This window comes from Bacillus litorisediminis (assembly GCF_022808645.1).
In the GTDB taxonomy this organism is placed as follows: domain Bacteria; phylum Bacillota; class Bacilli; order Bacillales; family JC228; genus Bacillus_BF; species Bacillus_BF litorisediminis.
Window position 1 is genome coordinate 1 of sequence record NZ_JAKZKT010000125.1, and the last position, 985, is coordinate 985.

2 protein-coding genes and 1 pseudogene are annotated in these 985 nt (G+C 39.4%); all 3 read right to left on the reverse strand.

Annotated features, from left to right (window positions below; translation table 11 throughout):
* Positions 1–170 precede the first annotated feature (170 nt).
* Positions 171–377: a DUF1657 domain-containing protein gene (locus MLE14_RS22315; RefSeq protein ID WP_009336483.1), complete on the reverse strand. Its 207-nt coding sequence runs from the start codon at positions 375–377 to the stop codon at positions 171–173.
* An 11-nt stretch (positions 378–388) separates the two neighbouring features.
* Complete coding sequence (spoVAE, locus tag MLE14_RS22320; protein WP_009336484.1) at positions 389–739, reverse strand: stage V sporulation protein AE; 351 nt, start codon at positions 737–739, stop codon at positions 389–391.
* Positions 736–985: pseudogene (locus MLE14_RS22325) on the reverse strand (stage V sporulation protein AD); the annotation flags it as partial. The pseudogene MLE14_RS22325 and the gene spoVAE, both read right to left, overlap by 4 nt.

Genomic DNA, 985 nt, shown 5'->3' on the forward strand with positions numbered 1-985 from the left:
ATACTTCCAATTGAAATACCGGTGACATATTCGAAGAAAGATAGTTCAGAAATTTGCTTTTTCCCTAACCACTTTGTAATGATAAATAAAACCACAACAAATAATGCTGACCGTAAAGCTATATCTAACCATTCAGGCACTGCTTGATACCCCCTGTAAATATAGTTTTTCTAGAAACCTTTGTACTGAAGTTCCTCTCCTTCTAGTTCTCCTACTCTTTTTTTTAAATCTTTTGTTACTTCGTGTACTACCATCATAGCCTCATGCAAAGTTCGCTTCGATTCATCATCAAGAGTCCGTAATGCTAAACTTGAGAGACTTGCTTCTACCCCTTTTAGACTGGCAAAACACTGTTTAACATCTGATCCTACTGTCATCCTAATTCTCCTTATCCTTTTGGCTTAAAAATTAAAGCTCCTATCATGCCGAAAACAATGGAAGCTGAAATACCAGAACTAGTTACTTCAAACATTCCTGTCAGTACACCAACTAACCCATGTTTTTCTGCTTCCTGCATCGCACCATGAACAAGCGAATTCCCAAAACTTGTAATCGGAACGGTAGCCCCTGCCCCAGCAAAATCAATCAAAGGCTCGTATAGTCCAAATCCATCTAAAAGCGCCCCAATCACTACAAGAGCACTTAAGGTATGACCTGGTGTCAATTTAAATACATCAAACATAATTTGCCCAATGATACAAATTAAACCGCCTACGACAAAAGCCCAAAAATAGATCATGTTAATTGTTCACCTCCGTATTCAATTGACACTGCATGGGCGATACAAGGAATTGTTTCATTTTGCTGAAAGGACAACGGTGAAAGCAAAGCACCTGTAGCCACAACTAACATTCGTTTAAATTCACCATTTTTCATGCGGTTTAATAAATGCCCATAAACTACCGTTGCTGAACAGCCTGCACCGCTTGCCCCTGCAAGAACGGGTTGTCCTTCCCGATAAATCATAAGGCCACAATCTTGGTAT